Source organism: Ralstonia sp. VS2407 (assembly GCF_052950655.1).
Window position 1 is genome coordinate 1 of record NZ_JBRFVG010000334.1, and the last position, 444, is coordinate 444.

At 71.6% G+C, this 444-nt stretch carries 1 protein-coding gene; it reads left to right on the top strand.

Going from position 1 to position 444, the window contains the following annotated elements; genetic code table 11:
- On the top strand, positions 1 to 444 hold a 444-nt coding region (locus ACU8YE_RS25325), incomplete at both ends, for a cation:proton antiporter domain-containing protein (RefSeq protein ID WP_446930334.1).

Here is a 444-nt window from a genome sequence, read left to right on the forward strand (position 1 = left end):
GATGGGCTGGGCCGGGATGCGCGGCGTCGTCACGCTCGCGATCGCGTTGTCGCTGCCGGATGCGATGCCCGGGCGCGACCTGATTCTCGTCGCCGCGTTCGCGGTGATTCTCGTCACCGTGCTGCTGCAGGGCACGACGATCGGGCCGCTGATCCGGCTGCTGAAGCTGCGCGATCCGGGGCCCGCAGCACACCATCTGACGGAGCCGCAGACCTGGGCGCGCGTCGAGGCCGCGCAGCTCTCGGCGATCCAGCCGCTCGTGCACGATGCCGAGGGCAACGTGATCCATCCGCGCCTGCTCGAGCAATATACGTACCGCGCGAGCGTGACCGCGCGCCATCAGGACGAGCCCGCGTTTCCGCAGCGCGAGCGCGACGCGCATTACGACGTCGTGCTCGCGGCGATCGCGGCCGGCCGCGCGGAGCTGCTGCGGCTGCATCGCGG